18 protein-coding genes are annotated in these 20,015 nt (G+C 40.5%); 9 read left to right on the forward strand and 9 right to left on the reverse strand.

The window, feature by feature from the left end; translation table 11 throughout:
* The first annotated feature begins 102 nt into the window (after nt 1-102).
* Nucleotides 103-411, forward strand: coding sequence for a hypothetical protein (locus KA717_07095; GenBank protein UXE62519.1), 309 nt, complete (start codon nt 103-105; stop codon nt 409-411).
* Between the two features lie 80 nt (nt 412-491).
* Here the strand turns inward: KA717_07095 and devC are convergent, their stop codons facing one another.
* On the reverse strand, nt 492-1,661 hold the full coding sequence (devC, locus tag KA717_07100; protein ID UXE62520.1) for an ABC transporter permease DevC: 1,170 nt from the start codon (nt 1,659-1,661) through the stop codon (nt 492-494).
* A 69-nt stretch (nt 1,662-1,730) separates the two neighbouring features.
* Entirely contained in the window at nt 1,731-3,044 is a 1,314-nt protein-coding gene (locus tag KA717_07105; protein ID UXE62521.1) for an ABC exporter membrane fusion protein, read from the reverse strand.
* Between the two features lie 131 nt (nt 3,045-3,175).
* Between KA717_07105 and KA717_07110 the strand changes: the two genes are divergently transcribed.
* From KA717_07110 to KA717_07125, 4 genes are all read left to right on the forward strand, one after another.
* Nucleotides 3,176-3,718, forward strand: coding sequence for a PadR family transcriptional regulator (locus KA717_07110; protein ID UXE62522.1), 543 nt, complete (start codon nt 3,176-3,178; stop codon nt 3,716-3,718).
* 163 nt (nt 3,719-3,881) lie between these two features.
* Nucleotides 3,882-4,691, forward strand: a complete 810-nt coding sequence (locus tag KA717_07115) for an FkbM family methyltransferase (GenBank protein ID UXE62523.1) — start codon at nt 3,882-3,884, stop codon at nt 4,689-4,691.
* 35 nt (nt 4,692-4,726) lie between these two features.
* Entirely contained in the window at nt 4,727-6,082 is a 1,356-nt protein-coding gene (locus KA717_07120; protein UXE62524.1) for a flippase, read from the forward strand.
* Between the two features lie 109 nt (nt 6,083-6,191).
* On the forward strand, nt 6,192-7,112 hold the full coding sequence (locus KA717_07125) for a hypothetical protein (GenBank protein UXE62525.1): 921 nt from the start codon (nt 6,192-6,194) through the stop codon (nt 7,110-7,112).
* A gap of 32 nt (nt 7,113-7,144) precedes the next feature.
* Here KA717_07125 and ribE read toward each other — a convergent pair whose 3' ends face one another.
* From ribE to KA717_07140, 3 genes are read right to left on the reverse strand one after another with little or no spacing between them, the layout of a single operon-like run.
* Nucleotides 7,145-7,831 (reverse strand): riboflavin synthase, encoded by a 687-nt coding sequence (ribE, locus tag KA717_07130; protein UXE62526.1) that lies wholly within the window; start codon nt 7,829-7,831, stop codon nt 7,145-7,147.
* 42 nt (nt 7,832-7,873) lie between these two features.
* Entirely contained in the window at nt 7,874-8,692 is an 819-nt protein-coding gene (locus KA717_07135; GenBank protein UXE62527.1) for a HEAT repeat domain-containing protein, read from the reverse strand.
* Nucleotides 8,693-8,716: 24 nt separating this feature from the next.
* On the reverse strand, nt 8,717-9,448 hold the full coding sequence (locus tag KA717_07140) for a GUN4 domain-containing protein (protein UXE62528.1): 732 nt from the start codon (nt 9,446-9,448) through the stop codon (nt 8,717-8,719).
* A gap of 216 nt (nt 9,449-9,664) precedes the next feature.
* Between KA717_07140 and KA717_07145 the strand changes: the two genes are divergently transcribed.
* Nucleotides 9,665-10,744, forward strand: coding sequence for an IS1 family transposase (locus tag KA717_07145; protein UXE62529.1), 1,080 nt, complete (start codon nt 9,665-9,667; stop codon nt 10,742-10,744).
* A gap of 65 nt (nt 10,745-10,809) precedes the next feature.
* Here the strand turns inward: KA717_07145 and KA717_07150 are convergent, their stop codons facing one another.
* Entirely contained in the window at nt 10,810-11,163 is a 354-nt protein-coding gene (locus tag KA717_07150; protein ID UXE62530.1) for a phenylpyruvate tautomerase MIF-related protein, read from the reverse strand.
* 634 nt (nt 11,164-11,797) lie between these two features.
* Between KA717_07150 and KA717_07155 the strand changes: the two genes are divergently transcribed.
* From KA717_07155 to KA717_07165, 3 genes are all read left to right on the forward strand, one after another.
* On the forward strand, nt 11,798-13,705 hold the full coding sequence (locus KA717_07155; protein ID UXE62531.1) for a Gldg family protein: 1,908 nt from the start codon (nt 11,798-11,800) through the stop codon (nt 13,703-13,705).
* 87 nt (nt 13,706-13,792) lie between these two features.
* Nucleotides 13,793-14,959, forward strand: a complete 1,167-nt coding sequence (locus KA717_07160) for an acyltransferase family protein (protein ID UXE62532.1) — start codon at nt 13,793-13,795, stop codon at nt 14,957-14,959.
* 463 nt (nt 14,960-15,422) lie between these two features.
* Nucleotides 15,423-16,250, forward strand: a complete 828-nt coding sequence (locus KA717_07165) for a 2OG-Fe(II) oxygenase (protein UXE62533.1) — start codon at nt 15,423-15,425, stop codon at nt 16,248-16,250.
* A gap of 10 nt (nt 16,251-16,260) precedes the next feature.
* On the opposite strand, the gene KA717_07170 is transcribed toward KA717_07165, so the two are convergent.
* The 3 genes from KA717_07170 to KA717_07180 form a co-directional block, all read right to left on the reverse strand.
* Complete coding sequence (locus KA717_07170) at nt 16,261-17,742, reverse strand: HAMP domain-containing histidine kinase (GenBank protein ID UXE62534.1); 1,482 nt, start codon at nt 17,740-17,742, stop codon at nt 16,261-16,263.
* 124 nt (nt 17,743-17,866) lie between these two features.
* Nucleotides 17,867-19,477 carry a phospholipase D-like domain-containing protein gene (locus tag KA717_07175; protein UXE62535.1) on the reverse strand — a complete coding sequence of 537 codons (1,611 nt, stop codon included), beginning with the start codon at nt 19,475-19,477 and terminating at the stop codon, nt 17,867-17,869.
* Between the two features lie 99 nt (nt 19,478-19,576).
* Entirely contained in the window at nt 19,577-20,011 is a 435-nt protein-coding gene (locus KA717_07180; GenBank protein UXE62536.1) for a hypothetical protein, read from the reverse strand.
* Nucleotides 20,012-20,015: the final 4 nt, after the last annotated feature.

The following is a 20,015-nucleotide window of genomic DNA, read 5'->3' on the forward strand; positions in this document are numbered from 1 at the left end:
CAAACCCCTTTACTTAGAAATCATCTTAGAGACGGATTATAAGCTCTGGGTTCAAACAGTAACAACATAAAGCCAAATGATTCACGAAAATGTGAAGGTAGTGTGGACATTGATAATGCCGTAAAACAAGAATTTTCTAGTGATAATCGTTGGGATTACGCTGTTGGCTATGATGGGAAGACCTATTTTATCGAAATTCATCCTGCTGATACCAGTGAAGTTAAAACAATCTTAAAAAAGCTTGGATGGCTAAAAGTATTTCTATCTGAAAAAGCTCCTGAATTGAATAAAGAACCAAAAAGTTTTCATTGGGTTGCTTCTAAAGGAAACCATATATTATCTAATAGTCCCCAATATCGACAATTAGCTCAATCTGGAATTACAGCCATTGGTCAGCTTACCCTAAAATAAAATTTTTTAAATGGCATATACTCATTTCTTAATATAGCTCAAAAAAAAGCTTTCCATGCACTTCATTCTTGAATTGGCGATCAGAAAATATCGGCGGGGTCAGCAGCACGAAGTTTACGGGTAGCAATGCCACCTGAAATTAAACACATCATAATAGTTAAAATCAGGACAGTAATGGCTCGGCTCATGGTCATAAATAGCGGTAAATTGGTTGCATTTCGGGTTAAAGCATAGAGACTGACTGCGATCGCCGATCCGGGCAAAAAACCGAGAAAAGCCAGAATCAGAGCTTCTTGAAAAACAACGGTCAATAAATAGGAATCTTGATAACCCATTGCTTTGAGAGTGGCATATTCAGCCGTATGTTCAGCCACATCACCCGATAGAATTTGATAGACGATAACAACCCCAACCACAAAACCGATCGCCGTTCCCATCGTAAAAATAAAACCAATGGAGGTATTTTCAGACCAATATTGTTTTTCAAAATTGATAAATTCTGCCTTGGTTAAAACCCTGACATCATTAGGTAAATTTTTTTGTAATACTTGGGCCATGACTTGAGGATCGACTCCTGGTTTAAGTTGAATTAAACCTGCACTGACCTGGGACGGATCACGACTGGTCATAATGCGATGAAAATTAAGGTCACTCGTAATCACATTGCCATCAGCAGCAAAGGAAGCACCAGAGAGAAATAGCCCCTTAATATTTAATTTACGTTCCCTGGCTTCGGTGGAAACAGTTTTCCCCTGTTCTAAATCGGCGATCGCGGTTGTATAATTTCCCCGTGAACCTCGATCAAACAGGAGAATATCAGGCATTTTCAATTTCTCTAGATTTTTTTCCACTTCAGGAATTAAAAAAGCTGTTTTTTTCGGATTAAAGCCCAGTAATAAAATAGAAGTCTTGAGATTGGTTTGAGGATTTTTCCAGTCAACAAAATCCGTATAAAGCGGTTCAGCACTGGTGACTCCTTCAAAACTTAAGGCTTGATATAATCGTCGTCGGGGAAAAGTATCTAGACTAACAATATTTCTACCTTGAGGACTAATGAAAACTAAATCCGCATTAATGGTTTGGTGCAGTTGGGTATTGCTGTCATACAGCGCAGTCTGAAACCCCAATTGAATAAACATCAACATATCGGCAAAGGCAATTCCTGCCATCGCAACCATAAGACGACTTTTTTCTCGTTTAAGTTGGAGCCAAGCCAGGGGAATATTCCGAAAAATGGGTTGAGTTTTCATTCGCTTCTTTATCTAATTTTTGAGGTTTGATCCCCCTAATCTCTTTAAAAAGAGGAGAAAATCAAGAAATTATTGAATCTTAATCGCAACAGTAACTTCAAGATTAGTAAAAGCTTTGACTTTACGACTACTAATCGGATCTAGTAATACTTTAACCTCAACAATTCGTGCATCGGTGGCCGCAGTGGGATCGGTATTTAAGACCTTATTTTTATAAATTTGTAAGCCAATTTCCTCGACTTGACCGATCGCCTCTTCGGTGAAAGCATCACTGGTAATCACAGCCTTTTGTCCGATTTTTAGGCGTTTAACATCTGTTTCATAGACTTCAGCCACTGCCACCATTTGAGCCGTTTGACCCAGATCCACAATGCCATCATTGCCGACAATTTCTCCGTCCCAGCTATGGATCTTCAGAATTTGGCCATGACGGGGCGATCGCACATAGGCTAAATCTAAATCGGCTTGAGCCTTTTTAACCGCAGCCTGAGCCGCATTGACTTCTGCCAGAGCCGTTTGTACATCAACGGGACGGACTTCTGCCACCTTATCCAGAGTAGAACGAGCTTCATTAATTTGCTGTTGACCCGTGCGTTCAATTCGTTCCAAAGCGGCCTTGGCTTCGTTTATTTGTTGCTGACCGGTGGCTTGAGTACGAACCAAATTAGCTTTGGCTTCTGCTAATTGCTGACGACTGGTTTCTAGGACTAAACCTTTATTGTCATAGATGGAAGCTGAAACCGCTCCCTCCTCGTTTAATTGCCGATAACGCTGATATTCTGCCTGGGCATTGGCTAATTCTGCCTCTAACTTACGAATAGCAGCTTTTTGCGCCGCCACATCTCCCGCTAACTGTTCCTCTAAACGATTTAAGGTAGCCTGCTGAGTCGCTTTATCGCCTCGCCATTGAGCTTGTAGGCGTTCAATCGTGGACTGTTGTGCTCCAATTTCTCCTGTTTTGGCTCCTGCTTTCACCTGGGCTAACTTAGCTTGATTAACTCGTACCTGTTCCTGAGCCTGTTCTAATTCAGCTTGTAGGCGATCGCGGCTATCGAGAATAGCGATAATTTGACCTTTTTTGACGGTATCTCCCTGTTTAACCTGTAATTGGGCAATGCGATTACCACTACTGGAGGCTGCGATTTTAATTACTTCTCCCTTTGGTTCCAATCGGCCTAAGGCGACAACCGTTTTCGCCACCATCATTTGAGCCGGAGAACTGGCCACAGACTTCGATTCACTTTCTTTGGTTTGGTTCAGGTTAAAGACAATCAAGCCAGTGGCCGCGATCGCACCTATTACACCAAGGGTAATGACTCCCTGCCCTAGAAATTTAGGCAGTATTTTGGTTAAAGGATTTTTGGACGGTTCGATGGATTGCATAGGGTTAGTACCTAATCACGAGGGCAAGAAGAGTAATAATGTCGGATAATGCTTATGCAAAAAAATGAATATAAAATTAGGATAACAATAATGTATATTAAACAAAATGTATATGTCAAGGAGAAATTTTAATGGCTCTATCCCACGCACTACTGGCAAGTCTTTTAGTAGATGGCCCCTGTAGTGGCTACGATATGGTGAAACGATTTGATGAAAAAATTAGTTGTTATTGGATGGCTTCCCACCAACAGGTTTACAAGGCGTTGCGTGAATTAGAGTCCCAGGGCTGGGTCAGTTCAGAAACCATTACCCAAACCCGTCGCCCCAACAAAAATATCTACAGCATCACGAGGGACGGAACGGAACAATTAGCCCATTGGGTGCTGACTCCCAGTGAACCAACGACGATTCGTGAAGATTTGATGATTAAAACCCAGGTTGGCTTTCTGGTACCGCGTCCTGCCATTATTGAGGAGTTAAAGCGTCGTCACGGCATTCATTTAACCAATTTAGAAGTACTAAAAACCATTGAACAGCAAGAGTTCCCTGACCTCCCATCCCTTACCATTGAAGCCAAATTTCATTATCTAACTCTGCGACGCGGCATTCGTTTTGAGTCCGATTGGGTTGCCTGGTGTGAAGAGGCGATCGCTTTTATTGAAGCTCATGATTAAAGACAGGGGCTTTAGGGTTTTGCTGCCACTCTCAATTACAAACAGGACAATGACAATCGCTCGTGCCTTAGACTTTAGATAAATTTTAAAACTTTAGATAAATTTTAAAAATATCATCTTTACAGGTAATATTAAGGATATTGAAATAAAAAAAGTCCCACCTATGAGCCACTTACAATCGCGGCCAATTGCAATTATTGCTCGCAAGTTGTTTGCATTGTTTGGAGCAGATTACGAAGCCTTTCGGTACCAGAGCTTTGTTTTACAAAAGCAATGTGAGAAATTTGCGCGAAAAATATTTGAGCCGATGGGTATAGATTATTGGTCTAAGCCAGCCATATTTGACATGGACAATAAACTTCAAAAATATTTGTCCTATTCTAATGGTTTTTTCATCGAAGCCGGTGCAAATAATGGCTTTGATCAAAGCAATACTTACTATCTGGAAAAATTTAAAAATTGGCAAGGAGTTCTCATTGAGCCAATTCCAGAATTGTATGAACAATGTGTTGCTGAACGTACTCAGTCCCGGGTTTTTAATTGTGCTTTGGTTTCTCAAGACTACGATCAACCGACCTTAAAAATGAAATACATAGGCTTAATGTCAATGGTTAGTGGTCTTTTTCAAGACAAAGAGAAAGAAAAAGTACACGTTGAGGTGGGAGTGAAGATTCAAGGCAAACTCTCCACTTACGAAATTGAAGTGCCTGCACGGACTTTAACGTCAATTTTGGAGCAAGTTGGGGCAGAAAATATAGATTTTTTCTCCTTGGATGTAGAGCAATTTGAATTAGAGGTTTTAAAAGGTTTAGACTTAAGTAGATATCGTCCTAAGTATTTTTTAATTGAAACTAATCAGAAACAAAGTATTGATGATTATCTGGAAAATTATTATGTCCAAATCGATCAATTAACTTTTCATGATTATCTCTATCAAAGAAAAGACGATTTGTCTGATAATTGCCCATCTTAAAAAAAGAAGGAAGAAGTTAGGGAAGATCAATAAATATGAAAAATTATTTGTATCTGGTTGGTAAGAAAGTCAGTCCTGGATTATATAAAATTTTTAAGAATTTTAGTTGGTTGTTGGCTGAAAGGCTATTAACCATGATGATCGCCTTAACCATTGGCATTTATTCGATTAGATATTTAGGCGTTAGGGATTTTGGCTTGCTCAGTTATGTCATTAGCTTTGTAGGAATTTTTGATGTCATTGCCAGATTAGGTCTAGATTCAATTGTGGTTAGAAATTTAGTAAGAGAAGATAGTTTAACCAATCAATTACTAGGAACATCTTGGGTTTTAAAAATAATATCAATTGCTACAATTGGACTCATAAGTATTCTTTCTCTTTTAAGCTTTAGTGATAACCAAGAAACTAAGTGGCTAGCAGTTATTATTGTATGCAGTTTAATTTTTAATGCTTTTGACGTAATTGACTTTTGGTTTCAAGCTAAATTATTGTCTCAATCAATGGTAATTGTCAGGACGATACAGATAACCATTAATTCAATTCTCAAGCTTATTTTTATTTATTTAAAATTGTCTGTATTTGCCTTTGCATTTTTATTTATTATTGACGGACTTATCAAAACAGTCGGGATGATCATTGCTTATCGTCAACAAAAATATTCATTAAGCCAATGGCGGTTTAGTTTACCTCTTGCAAAAAAACTGTTAAGTGATTCTTGGCCTCTCATTTTATCCTCTGTAATGGTAACAATTTATGTCAGAATTGATCAGGTAATGTTAGGGATAATGGCTGATCAAAAGGCAGTGGGAATTTATGCCGCAGCAATTCGGTTTTCTGAAATTTGGTACTTTATTCCAGTAATTATTTGCTCATCTGTATTTCCAGCTATTCTTAAAGCAAAAATACAAAGTCAGTCTCTTTATTCTCAGCGATTACAGCAACTCTATGATCTGTTGACATGGATTTCTTTAATCATTGGTTTATGTGTTTGTTTATCTGCCTATCCTGCGGTAAATTTTCTGCTTGGTCAAGCCTATCATCAATCCGCCACTATTTTGATTTTGCATATTTGGGCTTTACCTTTTGTGTTTTTAGGTGTAGGTCGTAATCAATTACTTGTAGCTGAAAATTTGACCCATTTTAGTTTCTGGACTACTGCCCTAGGCGCTATTTCTAATATTCTGCTGAATCTATTCTTGATTCCTACTTACCAAGGCATCGGAGCCGCGATCGCCACTGTCATCTCCTATGGTATTGCTGCCTATTTTAGCTGCTTATTATACCGTCCTATTCATCCAACTTTCTGGATGTTAACCAAAGCTCTATTGATTCCTTTTAGGGTTCAGCAAAATTTAATTTATCTTCGTCAAATTAGAAAATTATTTGGTTGAGATAGAAAGCTTGCACAAAAAATTAAAATTCGACAATACAAGTATCTAAAGTGTTACGTTATATGTGTTATAATCATAAAAAATCACTCATAATCATAAAAATCAACCGATGAATCAAGATACAAAAATCGTTTTTATCCATAGAGGATATCGATGGTACCTTCCCTATGCTCTCTATCAAGCCAATTTCGCTAGCCCAAATTCTGAGGTTGTCCTGATTGGCGATAACTCAAACTTTAAGGGGATTCAAATTGAACCCTTAGATAAAATTCAAAGTGAGAAAATACAAAAATTTAAGCAATGCTACTCTCATCGGTCAACTAATAAAGAAAGTTTTGAATTATTCTGTTGGCTACGATGGTTTTATTTGCTAGAGTATATGTATCAAAATAAGGTTTCTTCTGTCCTACATCTTGACTCGGATGTCCTTCTTTATAGCTCAATTGAAGAGATAAGCAACTGTTATGGTCATCTAAACTGGGAATGTGGTTTATCTATTCCCAAGCAGGACTCAAATTCTTTTACCTGGAGTGCTTCAGGGCATATTAGTTATTGGACTATTACGGCTTTAGAAGATTTCTGTAACCTGACGATCGCTAGTTTTAGTGAGCGTGAATATTTAGAAAAATATCAAAAAAAGTGGGATTGGCATTTATCTCAGAATAAGCCTGGCGGGATATGCGATATGACTACTCTTTACCTCTTTTGGGAGGCCAATCAAAATCGGATTATAAACATGGCTAAAAGCAAGCAATCAAACGTTTTTGATCATAATATGAATATCGCTTCTAATTATGAAAATCCCCAGTATATCACCGAGTCTGGTATTAAGAAAGTACATTTTGTCAATGGTCATCCTTTCCTTGTTCCCATTAATCAAACAGAAGCTCTAGATCGCGCCCATGCCTTACACTTTCAGGGGGGAGCGAAGAGATATATTCGGGATTTTTATACAGGCCCATCTTTCCCAGGCAAAACCTATGCAGATACTCTCTTTTTCCTCCAATCTATCAAGGCTAAATTGCCATGATAATCACCTTTCAATCTTTTTTTCTGACTATCTTAGGCATAACCATGTTCTGCCAAAAAGTCTAGACTAATCTCTGTTTCTCGGTGGGCGGATTGATGATAACCCAATAATTTTTCGACATATTTACCTAAAATATCGCCTTCTAAATTGACCCAATCCCCAGGTTTTAAATACTGTAAATTAGTTTCGTGATAGGTATGGGGAATGACCGCAACGGTGAACCAGTTTCCCTGGCGATCGCCGTTAGCAATGGTTAAACTGATGCCATTAATACTAATACTACCCTTAGAGACGAGATAACGGGCCAAATAACTTTGCCATTGGGCTTGGAGTTCAGTCGGAGCCGTAAAGGTTAATTCCCAAGCATTCTCAGTGGCGCTCGCCTGGCTTAAAGCACCAATCCCATCCACATGACCGGTTACAAAATGGCCACCAATTTTTCCTCCCACTCGTAAGGATGTTTCAATATTGACATAGCTGGCCTTCTGACTGGCTTGGCCCAAAGTACTGCGATGCAGGGTTTCTGGGGAAACATCGGCAATAAATCCGTCGCTGGTAATGGTTTCTGTGGTCAGACAAACCCCATCCACTGCCACACTATCCCCGATCGCCAAATCTGAGAGAATATAGGTTGAAATGGCTGAAGAGAGAACAATTTGTAAGCGATTTTGTGGCAGGGAACGCAGTTGGCCCAAACCTTGAATAATGCCTGTAAACACGGTATTGAGGTTGAATAAAGGGAGTGTATTAGACGAAACTAGCTAGAGCAATTCGTCCATCAGGGTCATAACTTGTACCGTCGCTGGTGATAATAAAGATTCTTCAGAATGTTGGTCTCGATAGCGTTCCCAGAGGTTTTTAATGGCAATTAATTTCAAACTATTTTCCGCTAATGTAGCCGCGATCGCCGTTGCCCCAGGCAGATAACCCGTTGCTCCCAGATCCATCATGGCCGAGCGTCGTAATTGTAAATCCTTACCCTGTAAAGCTGAGATTAGACGTTCAGCATAAACAGTGTTTTGGGTTAACTGATAGAGAGAACGGGCGGCTGCATATTGTACCTTTGGGGAAAAATGCTCTAGAAAGGGTTCGATTAGGGAACGAGCCTCTTGGGCCTGTAGTTCTCCCAAGGCTTCTAAAATGGCTTCGTAGGGTTGGGCTAAATGGGGTTTATCGGCAACTTTTTGGGCCGCTTCTAATCCACCTTGGAGTAACTCAGCTAGGGGGGCGATCGCCCTAGAATCCTTCAGTTGGGCCAGGGCATAGGCTGCCGATTCCCGCACATAGTAATCCTCACAGTTCAAGGTCTGAATCAGGTCAGGCACTACCGTGAGATTGCCCAGTTTACCGAGAGCCTTGGCAGCATTGCGTCGCAAGGGATAGCCCCCATCCGGCGATCGATCCGTTTCATCCTGCAAAGCTTCCAGCAGAGCCGTGATCACAATCGGTTCTTTCACCTGAAACCGTCCAATCCACCAAGCCGCATAGTAACGCGCACTGGGATCTTCTTTTTGTTGCAAATTGGCGATCGCTTGGCTGGCCGTATAGGCAGGATTAACTACTTCCAACTCAGTATTCATTGTACTCAACTATTAATTCACCTTTTACCAATTACGTTCGGCCCAAACCGGATGGGAAAATAAAGAAGCTGCGACTCGTACCCCCCGCAGTTGATTCAATAACGGTAAATGTCCCACCGGAGCCGTTAAAGCCCAGATAAAGCCATGAGGATATTTTGTCCAACTATTGCCGTTTTTCCAGCCGATCTTGGGCCAAAGTTTCACAAAATCCTTACCCAGGGATAGCCAGAGTTTACGTTGTACCGAAAAGCCAAATCGTCCTTCCGAATGAACCCACCAGAGCGAATTAATGGTGTGTAAATCCACAGCCGAAAACTGTTCAACTTCCGTAAAGTATAACCATTTGCGTTGAATCGCTCCCGAACCAGCTAATTCACAGAGCTTTTCACGGGTCAGATTATCTGCCAATTCAAATTCCTGACGAGCGAGGGCAATCTGTAGGAGACGATAATCAATCTGGGCGGAAGATTCGAGGGGAACGACTCCATCGGGATAATGCTCTGCTAAAAAGCTCTGAACCTTAGTGTCATCCAGAGCATAAAGACTTTGATAGATTTTCCCCATAACGAGATTAGGAACGGGGGGGGAATGGCTCGCTAGATAGTCTAGCAAAACCTGCCATCCTGCTTCTCCCAATGTGGCTAGTTTGCCAATAGACTGAAGCTGATTTTTCTCAGATTCGTTAGACAGTTGACTCGCTAACTGCGAGAGATCGAGAGTGGAGTCTAGCATCGAAGAGGGGAAAGAATCGGTCATGTTTAGCAATAATGATTTTCTATTCATTTATAGTAATGGTTTTTTGGGGATTACTGCGCCCGGTTAGAAGGGTACTGGTATCGTGTGATCAAAGCTAGAAAAAGTTATGGTGTAAGAGTTTGAGAAAATAGAAAATAACTTACGACTGGACATATTCCCGTTTTTGTTATACTATTATTATTGTCATTATATTAAAGAAAGGGAAAACGGAAAGCAATGTCAACATTGAATAAAAGCTCAATTGACCTCCTAAGTGATATTGGCTTACCTCAAGAGAAAGAGGAAGCCTTATTTCAGAAAAACTGCCCTCATTGCTATAGTGAAAAAGTAAAAATACATTCTCATTACCAAACGAAAGGTAACGGGGAACGTAAAATGTTCATCTGTCAAGAATGTGGTTCTTGTTTTGCTGAGACTTATGGTAGCGTAATCGCTGGCTTAGAAACCCCATTAAGTGAAATTGTAAAAGTATTAAAAGCCAGAATGGAAGGAATAGGATTAAATGCAGCAGCCCGAGTATTCGGCTACGCAAAAACAACAATATTGAATTGGGAAAAGAAATTATCAGGATTACAAGAGACATTATTTTTATACGCCTTAGTGAATGAATTTGTTAAATTAGTAATAGAAGGGGATGAACTATACACAAAAGTTGGAAAAAATAAAGAAGCAAGTGCCTCTGAGGGGTGGACAATCGTGCTCATGGACAGGGCTAGCCGCTTTATTTGGCATTTAAAATGTGGTAAAAAAGAGCAGAAATTATTTCTAGAAGCAATGATGACGGTAGCGGAATTATTTGAAAGGAGTGCAGAATCTCTCCAGTTATTTACAGATGGAGAAAAGCGATATAGTCAACTGCTATTTAATATTTGTCACGAAGTATTAAGGACTGGGAAGCGAGGTCGTCCCACCAAAGTATTACCGAAGGGTATGGTGGTAAGATTAAAAAATAAGAGTAGTAAACGTCGAGATTCTGAGGGTAAACTAGAGAAAGTAGAAACTCCGAAAACTGAACATCCTGAGACAACAGAAAAACCAGAAGACAAGGATGTTCATGCCAACCACGTTGAGGCATTTAATAGTTCTCTACGACGCTATTTAGCCGCCTTTCGTCGTCGAACAAATACTTATGCTAAATCTGTTGTGGGATTACAGCGAGTGCTAGATATTTTCTGGATGGTTCATAACTTTGTTCGCAGCCATTTTACGACGAAAAAAGTTCCTGCGGTAGCTCTCGGTATAATTCAAAAAGGGTTAACTTGGGAGGACTTACTCCAAATTCGCCTGATTTGTTGAACCTCTTGTATTGCAACGTTTATAGCTTCTAGCTAGACGATACCAGTGCCGTTAGAAGCGTTGACTTAAAAAGTGCTGCCATTCCAGCCCCACATTGATCCCTTAGCATCGTTGAATTCAATATAAATACGATTTTGAGGAACTCCTAGCGTCATCTGAATAAGCTCACAGAAATCTTTACTCATGGCCTTGGTTTGGGTAGGGGACATTGTACCAATATTTTTGATTTCAAGATAGCAAACTGGCTCAAAAGTACCGCCAAAGGTCATTTTTGCCTGGGGTTCAAAGCTAGTCATGACATAGGATTCAGGTTTATTGACGTGTTTAGCCAATTTAGCGGATAGACTTTTGAGTAAGTCGTTGACTTGGGCATCAGAAGCGGCGATCGGTGCAGAGGTTTGAACTTTAATCAGGGGCATGATTTTGATTATTTTGTGGGTAATTTCCTTGTCATTATGCAGGAAAAGACTGAGATTAAAACGGCAATTAGAGGAAGATTGGCGTAAAACCACTCATTATTTTGCCATAGTTTCTCAGTACCGAAACATTATCTCTTGGAGTTGGCTGAGTACTATTGTTTGCCAAATTTAAGGCTTGAGGATTGGCTCTAGTGCGGTAGAATCAACGATTAGGCAAATGGGTTGACCCTAAAGCTTACCTCCAGTAAAAGTTTGAGACGGTATCAAGCCTTCTCAAGAGTTCTCTCTTTTTATCTTATACCTCGCACGGTGATAATTTGCGTTTTTTAGTTCAGCCCCCCTAGCCCCCCAAGTTTTGGGGGAACCATTCTCTATTTATCGGTTTCAAAGTCCCCCAGCATTGGGGGATTCAGGGGGCGAAAATCTCAATCCATGACCGTGCCAAGTATAACCTCGCCCCTAAACCCGGTCTAACTCGCAACCCATAGTTTTTTGAATCCCCAAGGTGATCCCCCTAAATCCCCATTAAAAAGGGGGACTTATGCCTGGAATATATCTAAGAAAACTACAGTTTCCAAAATGGACGGGGTTTAGCGGAGTATATTGACTCGTTAATTGATTAAAATGCTTCCCTATGCAAGCCCTTAAACCCTATTTGAAATATCTATACGTCCCTGGTGTGATTCTGACGGTGGCTGGTGTGGTCGCGGGAATAACCGCCGGTAGTTGGTCGCCGCTTTATTTAGGGTTAATAGCGATCGGTGGCATGATTCTGGTGGCTTGGTTGGGCTGGCTATTGAGCAACTATCCTGGTTTATTCTCTCGTCGTTCTACCCAGGCTGGAACTAATGCTCTTGTCACCACGATCGCCCTATTGGTCATTGTCGGAGCGATTAATTTATTAGCTTTTCGCTATTCGGGCAAGATTGATCTCACGGAAAATCAACTTTTTACCCTCTCGCCTCAAACAGAAACGGTGATTACTCAATTAAAGCAGCCTGTTAAGGTGTGGATTTTTAGTAGTAATCCGATGGCCAGTGATAAAGATTTACTCAAAAACTATCAACGAATCAATAATAATTTTTCCTTTGAGTTTGTCAACCCCGATCAGCAACCAGGCTTAGTCAAAGAATTTAATGTTAAGTCCCAGGGAGATGTGTTTGTTCAGTATGGTGCGAAAAAGCAACTGGCTCAAACACTGATTAATTTTAATCAACCCGAACCCCTTTCAGAGATTAAACTCACCAATACTATTGAAAAAATTCAACGCGATCGCCTTCTCAATGTTTATTTCCTACAGGGTCACGGTGAACATCCGTTAAATAACAGCAAAGAAGGCGTTTCTTATGCAGTCACCAGCCTAGAAAATAAAGGCTTTAAAGTAAATCCGCTCAATTTAGTACAAAATGCAGGTATTCCAGAAAATGCGAATGCCATTGTCATTGCTGGCCCCAAACGGGAAATTCTTAAGCCCGAAGTCCAAGCTCTGAAAACCTACAGCGATCGCGGTGGTAACTTAATGGTCATGGTAGATCCAGAGGTTAATCCAGGCTTAGATCCCCTTTTTCAGACCTGGGGTATAAAACTTGATCCCAGAACCGTCGTTGATTTATCAGGAGCCGGAAATCTCTTAGGTTTAGGCCCGGCAGCCCCCATTATTACCCAGTACGGAGAACATCCGATTACCAAAGAATTTAACAACGGCATCTCTATTTTTCCCCTCTCTCGCCCGATTGCCACCGTTAAAATGCCCAATGTTCAAGCCGTCACCCTGTTAGAAGCCTCTCCAAAAATGTTAGCCAAAAAAGAGCTAACCGCCGATCTACAATTTGACGAAAAACAAGATCTGCGTGGCCCCTTTGATCTCGGTGTTGCCCTAGAACGTACCGCCATCCCCCCTCAAATCACCCCATCCCCCTCTCCAAGCAGTAGTCCTAACCCCAACCTCTCTCCCAATCCCCAGGCCTCCCCGTCCTCAATCCCCTCCATCTCTCCCAGTCTCCCCATCCCCCCATCCCCCACAACCTCCCCATCCCCCACAACTTCCCCATCTCCCAGTCCCTCACCTAATCCTCAATCCTCCAAAACCTCTCAAAATTCTTCTAATATCAAACTGGTCTCCTATACCCTGGCTCAAACCGCAACCCCTAGCCTCGCCACACCCATTCCCCTAGTCTCCCCATCTCCTAGTCTCCCCATCTCCCCATCTCCCAGTCCCCTAGTCTCCCCATCCCCTACTCCAACAACCTCTTCCAAAGCAATTACTGAAAAAGTCACCTCAAAAATGGTCGTTATCGGTAATGCCCTGTTTATGACCAATCAATGGTTTAACGAACAATTAAATGGTGATATTTTTCTCAATAGTGTGCAATGGTTAGCCAATCGAGAAGAACAACCTCTTGCGATTCGACCCAAGGAAGCCAAAAACCGTCGTTTGACCCTAACACCGCTTCAAGCCAGTGCCATTAATTGGTTATCTCTCGTCATTTTTCCGCTTCTAGGAATTGGACTAGGCATTTTTACTTGGTGGAAACGACGTTAATTCAGATCAAAAATAATCTCAGATTTTCCGACTTAAGCAGCAATAGCAGGGAACTGTTTAACTATCTCTTCTTCTAATCCTAAGACTATGAAAGATAAAAACTTAGTTAAGATTTCTAATCTATCAGAGTTAAATATTCTGCGAGGAATAGCTGCTCTATTTATGATTATTAATCATGCTAGTTATAAGCTATTACCTTCTAAGCTAACAACAGAAGGGATATTCGGCACAATAACGTTTATCGGTAGTTTTGCTCCTGTTTTATTTTTTTTAATTACTGGGATTGGTTATGGATTACAGGATGGACAAAAGAAAAAGAAAAATTATTGGTTAAATATTATTTATAAGACTTCTATTCTTTGTTTAGCAGATCAATTTTTATTTTGGCGAGAAGGACAATTAATCGGTCTTAATTTCTTAGGTTTTATTGGATTCTCTATAATGATTATGGGTCTTATTCGAGTATCAAAACATCCACTAATATATGCCTTAATCTTGATTTTTTCTTCTCTTCTTTTACGTTATATTCTTGGAAGCTATTTAGAGAATAAACTTGATGCCTCCGGTTTAATAATTTGGTTGTTGGGAACAAAGGGGTTAAGCAATATTTCCTACCCATTCTCTCCTTGGATTACCTACCCTTGTTTTGGCTACATTTTTGGAATTTTTCTTAAACGCAATTATGAAAAGATAGAAGAAATAATAATAAAAGATATTTTAAAGTTTATGCTTTTTATCGTTCCTTCAAGTTTGGTCACTTATTTTTTATGGGCAAAAAATTTCTCTTTTCATCGATGGGGAACGGTAGCTGTTGCTTTTTATGTTGCTAGTATTTTAGTTTTGAGTATCGTAATAGTTGTTTTATATTTTATAAAAATCTATTCTTTTAGCAATCTCCTAGAAAATTATATTGGACTTAGAGGAGTTAGCTCTCTTGCTATTGTTCCGATTCATTATGGATTAATCTCGATTTTGAGTGTTGTTGGATTCAATAATTTAAACCCTCTTATTTTTATTGCTATAGTTTTATTAATTAGCTATATCAGTTTTATTTGCGCTGATCAGGTTGAATCTTGGGGTCGCTCTCTTGTTAGAGTTTGGCCCACCCAACGTATTCTCTATACTGGATTGACATTAGTAGCTCTCTGTGCTATCATTACCTGGTTTACTTCACCTGAAAGCTCTTTTGTACTTGTCGTTGCTGTAACTGCTGGCCAAATTCTTCTTTGTCTGTTATTGACTATTCGCTGGTAGTTCTTAAGAATCTCTTGTGATAGATAGCTAAACTAATCTAGGCAAAATCTAGCAGATCAATGACTACTAGTAAATAAATAGGGCTTGCTGAAAAAGTCCACAAAACGAACCTAGATGCCACAGGGCGCGAAAAATGGTGACTTCAGAGATCAGTTTCCAGTTTTACCTCACATTTTTCCAGCAAAGTGCATGGATTTTGAGCCTCCAAATGCCATAACCTTGCATCTGATCGTTTGTAAAATGCCTGAAAGTATTGTCTAGCAAGGATTTCATCCTTATTCAGCAATCCCTAAATAATACGTCTGATGTGAGTTAAAATAACCTAGTAGTCAGCAAGGGTTTTAGCCCCCCCTTTAATTAGAGAAAGCATCAATTAAACGAGTTTACGCCATTCCATGCTCCAACTCACATCAGGCGTATAATGTTCCTGAAAATACTAATCTAACTAGAGGTAACTCTAAATATGCAAGCCCAAATTATTAAAAATGTGCTGGATCCAATTTACTTAGGTAGTCTAGCTGAACGATATCATCAGCAATATATGAGTGCTGATCCTTTTGCACATATTGTTATTGACAATTTTTTACCAGATTCTATTTTGAATGAAGTCCTAAATGAATTTCCTAATCCTGATGAGATTCAGTGGAAAGAGTTTGATAATAAATCAGAGAAAAAGTTGGCTTCTGTCTCTGAACAACAAATGGGTCATGCAACGAGATTTCTTTTATATCAACTGAATTCTTCAACTTTTATTACTTTTCTGGAAAAACTAACGGGTATTGATGGTATTATTCCCGATCCTCATTTTGTTGGAGGGGGATTACATCAAATTAAACCTGGTGGCTATTTAAAAATTCATGCAGATTTTAATAAAAATACTCGTCTGAAATTAGATAGGCGTTTGAATTTGTTACTTTATCTGAATAAAGATTGGTCTGAAGGCTATGGGGGGCATTTAGAACTGTGGGATGTGAAGATGAAAGCCTGTCAGCAAAAGATTTTACCGATCTTTAATCGTTGCGTTATTTTTAGTACGACCGATTTTTCCTATCATGGTCATCCTAATCCACTAACCTGTCCTGATGATCGAAGCAGAAAATCTTTGGCTCTCTACTACTATAGTAATGGTCGTCCGCCCAAAGAAGTAGGAAGTCCTCACACGACAATATTTAGAGAACGTCCTAATGAAAATTTGAAAGAGTCGATATCTTGGTCAAAAGGGGCTAAAACTTTTATTAAAAAGTTAGTTCCTCCTCTTTTCATAGACTTGCTTTCTGTTTTCAAAAAGTAATTGTTTAGTTCTAAGCGGCCACCCCTAACGGTAGGAAAATGGTTAAAACCTCTTCCTGCTGCGCACCGCGAAGCGGATCTCTGCGAGATCGCTGACGAACAGTTAGTTTGCCTCCCAGGGCTTGGAAAAGATTTTTTGTCACCTCCAAATTCAGACTTAAACAACCCGTTTCCGGCTGAAACATCAACAGTTCTCCTAATGCTTTGAGCGGGTTAATCTGATAACTGGATTGGGTATGAAATTGAACTTTGAGTTGATGACCTGCGGTACTGACTTGCAGATGAATTGCGCCGCCCTGGGCTAAACTACGCACAAATTTTTCGATTAATCCGGTCAACACTTGATCTAACATCCCTGGATTACTAACCACCTGGGGTAGGGTAGAAGGCAAATCCACCTCTAGAGCGACATTGTGACGTTGGGCCTGTTTTTGCCAACGGGGAATGCCACTTTGAAAGACCTGCTCTAAGGACATGGAAACGAGAGGAAGATGATCGGTTTGTTTCTCAGTTTGTTTCAATGTCGTTTCTAATTCGGTAGCGCGGAAAATTAATTCCATGCGGTTAATTTGTTCAGTGCATTCTTGATCAATGGACTGAAGCCGTTTTAAGACATCGGCAGGCAAGTCTTTTTTCCTCAGCAGGAGGCGGGTCATGGTACGAATACTGGTTAAAGGAGTGCGAATCTCGTGGGTTAAGGCTTGCAACAATTCCACATCCACTGACTGTGCAGCTTGGCAAGGATAATGGGGTGGTTCTGCTGGTTCTAACCCATTGATCGAACGGGGAGATGGTTCAATGGCGGGCAAATTGGGGAGAAATTTCAATAGTTGACGGCTAAAATCACTCACTAAACGGTAATTGGGTTCTAGGGGCGTAAATTCTTGGACAAGGCGATCTAATTCTCCTAATTGCGGCACATAAACCAAACTTAAACGCGATCGCAGGGTTGACCAGGCTTGTTCGATGGCTTGGATATCAAAGGAAAAGTCAAAAAAAGGTAAACCGGTTTGCTCTTCCCCTAACAACAGCAATAAGCTAAAGCTTTTCGTGAGTATTAGACAAAATTGCTCTGTGGTGAGCGGATCCTGGGGAAAAAGTGGAAATTCCTGGGTCTGAGGAGAAAGAGACGGATAAGCGTTTGATTCCTGAATTTTCTGGCTAGGTAAGGGAATAAAATGTGTCCAGGCATTCAGGGTAAAAACACCGCTATATAATCCGGTCAGTAAATCGGGATGACTCAGGATCGGAGTCGGGCCAGCTAACATCACCCCTTGCCAGGTCTGGGAAGATGAATCTTGATGGGTCAATAATAATTGCTCTAAGGCGGCGATCGCGGCAAACCAATCCCGTTGGGCTCGTCGTTGAGCTTTTTGGTAATCACTCTCAGTCACCATTTGGCCTTCGGTCAGACAATGAAACTTAGCACTGTCTGGACTGGCCGTTGTAAAAATATCCCTTAAGCGGAGATGTGCTCCCTTGCTCTGAACCATTGTCGTTATCCCTTAATACCCCAGGCTCTGCCCTAAGATACTAAACCGAAATGCTGGCTTTCTCTAGCCGTAGAACCGAACCTTAAAAAGCGCGATCGCCGCTCTAGCCGGTGTTCTATTTCAGTTACCAAGTAACTTTGCCCTCCAGTTTGTGGAGTGTGCTTTCTTTGATGCCCTCCACTCGCTTTAAATCGGCTAAGGCCGTAAAGGGTTGTTGTTGCCGAGCCAGAATAATACGACTGGCTAACTTAGCTCCAATGCCGGGCAAACTTTCCAGTTCAGGTTGACTGGCCGTATTGAGATTAATTAAACCGGTTGAGGCGTGGGATACGGGGTCTGGTGTTAATGAAATATTGGGAATTTGGGCAGAGCCTAAGCATTCTTTTTCCTGTTTGGTGATCGCCTTTTTAATACGACTGGGTAAACCCAATTGGGCAGCTTGATAGAGATTGCTAAATTCCCGTTGATAATGGGCATTAATCTGAGGATTTTCTAACACTAACAGCGTTTCATCATTAAGATAATTAGCTCCGTTTGACCAATTATGGGAACCCGTAATGACCCAGCGATCGTCCACAAGTCCCAGTTTGTCGTGTAACTTATCTCCCTTCGGTAAAGTGGGAATGCCCACCGTCTCAATCGGATTAGACCAAGGACGATTATGGGCTTCTTCCTGACAATTTGTTTTTAAGTTAACGCCTAATAAATCTAGCCCCTCACTATAGTTTCTAAAAGCAAAGCCTGGATCAATTAAAACCTTAATCTCTGTTCCCTTTTGATGACGTTCTTCTAAGATATTACTGATGGATTGCTCACTAAATACGAAAAGTAGTAGATGAATTTGCTGCTGGGATCTTTGCAGGGTTTGGGCAATCAGTCCGTTACTGGTTTGTTCCCAAGGAATTATCTTTTTATCGGGAGAAAATTTAACTGTGATTTGGCTATTACCAATGGTCAGGGTTTTTGCTAATCTTTGCGGCTTCTTAGTGCCAAACAAACTATCCTTTTGACCACCGACTCCATCCCCCCACATGAGGTTAAATTCTTCGGTAAAGATTTGAGCCAGTTCAGGAGATTGAATGACCAACAAATTGTTAGTATTCCCCCTGGTTTCGGGTTTAGTATAATCCCCATGCTGATCACTGAGGGTAAAATTAGCTGAGGTGACAATGAGTGTTTTGCCATCCACAATCACAAATTTATGGTGCATTAATCCCGTTCCTTTAGATCCATCTTCCGTATCATCAATAACCGGAATGTTCCCATTGCGAAGAATTTGTACCGCATCTCGCTGATCACTTTCGGCTGGAGTAATACCATCCTGATTCTGATCAATAAAAGCAATATAATCCTCGGCGCGATCGCCATCTTGATCAGAAGTTTTAGCTTTTGCTTGTATCTTTTCTACTAATTCAGCAACAGTGAAATTATAAGTATTTTCTAAAATGACTCGTACTTTTACGCCTGATTCCTGTTTTTTAACTAAAGCCTGAGCAATTAACGGCAAACGCAATTCTTGCACTGCCACATCAACATTAGATTGGGCTTGATTAATCGTGTCAATAATGATTTTCTCCAAATTGTCACCAGGGCGATTAATGTGACGATAGGGATCTTGATAATCAGCTCCTTGAGCTAAATTATAATTAAAATAAACTTGAATATCAGGATCTTGAGGTAAGGGGCTAGGACGTTGACTTCTGAAAACACTACTGGCAAAAACAGTCAAAGTCATGACTCCCATCATGAGCAAAACTAAGATCCACCAGTTCTTAAATTTTTCTGATTTTCTTGGCATCTTAACTTAAACCTATACTAATATCTATAATCTGGTTTATAATCTTTCATTCTCTCGGCGAACTTCGGCGATCGTTGTCGGTAAAACCCCTACCAATAAAGCAAAAATCTCATCAGAAAGCAAGGTGGCAGTGGTGGCATCAAACCAATGTTCAAATTGATTTAAAATTACCTGAGCGCGTTCTCTTGGAATGGGATTATCAACAATTTGCTTCATTAATAAAACCCATTGACGACGGATTAAATAGCCTTTACGTTTTTCCTCTGAATTTTGCGGTTGTAAGAGAGAGAGATTGCCCACTGCTAAAATATTACTAACATCTCGATCAAAATCATTGCCAATCACTGAACCTGGTCCAGCAAATTCAGCGTGATAAGGTTTAATTAAAATAATGCCATTTCGACGACGAGGGTTAACTAGTAAGCAACCATTTTGCCGCAGTTGTGTGAGAATTTCTGGCAAATCCTCCATTAAG

This window comes from Woronichinia naegeliana WA131, from assembly GCA_025370055.1.
Taxonomy (GTDB): domain Bacteria; phylum Cyanobacteriota; class Cyanobacteriia; order Cyanobacteriales; family Microcystaceae; genus Woronichinia; species Woronichinia naegeliana.

Excerpts from the sequence above, each read along its gene's own strand:
- KA717_07110 (UXE62522.1), top strand. The coding sequence starts at position 3,176 with ATGGCTCTATCCCACGCACTACTGGCAAGTCTTTTAGTAGATGGCCCC.
- KA717_07140 (UXE62528.1), bottom strand. The coding sequence starts at position 9,448 with ATGACCGATTCTTTCCCCTCTTCGATGCTAGACTCCACTCTCGATCTC.
- KA717_07135 (UXE62527.1), bottom strand. The coding sequence starts at position 8,692 with ATGAATACTGAGTTGGAAGTAGTTAATCCTGCCTATACGGCCAGCCAA.
- devC (UXE62520.1), bottom strand. The coding sequence starts at position 1,661 with ATGAAAACTCAACCCATTTTTCGGAATATTCCCCTGGCTTGGCTCCAA.
- KA717_07180 (UXE62536.1), bottom strand. The coding sequence starts at position 20,011 with ATGGAGGATTTGCCAGAAATTCTCACACAACTGCGGCAAAATGGTTGC.
- KA717_07105 (UXE62521.1), bottom strand. The coding sequence starts at position 3,044 with ATGCAATCCATCGAACCGTCCAAAAATCCTTTAACCAAAATACTGCCT.
- KA717_07155 (UXE62531.1), top strand. The coding sequence starts at position 11,798 with ATGCAAGCCCTTAAACCCTATTTGAAATATCTATACGTCCCTGGTGTG.
- KA717_07165 (UXE62533.1), top strand. The coding sequence starts at position 15,423 with ATGCAAGCCCAAATTATTAAAAATGTGCTGGATCCAATTTACTTAGGT.
- KA717_07175 (UXE62535.1), bottom strand. The coding sequence starts at position 19,477 with ATGACTTTGACTGTTTTTGCCAGTAGTGTTTTCAGAAGTCAACGTCCT.
- KA717_07120 (UXE62524.1), top strand. The coding sequence starts at position 4,727 with ATGAAAAATTATTTGTATCTGGTTGGTAAGAAAGTCAGTCCTGGATTA.
- KA717_07145 (UXE62529.1), top strand. The coding sequence starts at position 9,665 with ATGTCAACATTGAATAAAAGCTCAATTGACCTCCTAAGTGATATTGGC.
- KA717_07115 (UXE62523.1), top strand. The coding sequence starts at position 3,882 with ATGAGCCACTTACAATCGCGGCCAATTGCAATTATTGCTCGCAAGTTG.
- KA717_07150 (UXE62530.1), bottom strand. The coding sequence starts at position 11,163 with ATGCCCCTGATTAAAGTTCAAACCTCTGCACCGATCGCCGCTTCTGAT.
- KA717_07170 (UXE62534.1), bottom strand. The coding sequence starts at position 17,742 with ATGGTTCAGAGCAAGGGAGCACATCTCCGCTTAAGGGATATTTTTACA.
- KA717_07160 (UXE62532.1), top strand. The coding sequence starts at position 13,793 with ATGAAAGATAAAAACTTAGTTAAGATTTCTAATCTATCAGAGTTAAAT.
- KA717_07125 (UXE62525.1), top strand. The coding sequence starts at position 6,192 with ATGAATCAAGATACAAAAATCGTTTTTATCCATAGAGGATATCGATGG.